At 71.8% G+C, this 213-nt stretch carries 1 pseudogene; it reads left to right on the top strand.

What is annotated here, in order from left to right:
• Positions 1 to 148 (top strand): annotated as a pseudogene (locus IJ15_RS25385) (thioesterase family protein); the annotation flags it as partial.
• Positions 149 to 213: the final 65 nt, after the last annotated feature.

Genomic DNA, 213 nt, shown 5'->3' with positions numbered 1-213 from the left:
GTTCCGTGTCCCCGACGGCGAGTGGATCGGGCTCTCGTCGGAGACGTCGTACGGGCCCGACGGTGTCGGGATGTGCGCCGGCGTCCTCTACGACGAGAGCGGGGCGGTCGGCCGTATCAACCAGACCCTCCAGGTCCGCGCACGCTAGAGACCCCACAACGCCGTCGGCGGTGGCCCCCGGAAGGGGCCACCGCCGACGGCGTTCGGTACAGC

The sequence above is a fragment of the Prescottella defluvii genome (genome assembly GCF_000738775.1).
Classification (GTDB): Bacteria; Actinomycetota; Actinomycetes; order Mycobacteriales; family Mycobacteriaceae; genus Prescottella; species Prescottella defluvii.
Note: the sequence above shows the minus strand (reverse complement) of the source record. Positions and strands in the feature narration are given on the sequence as shown.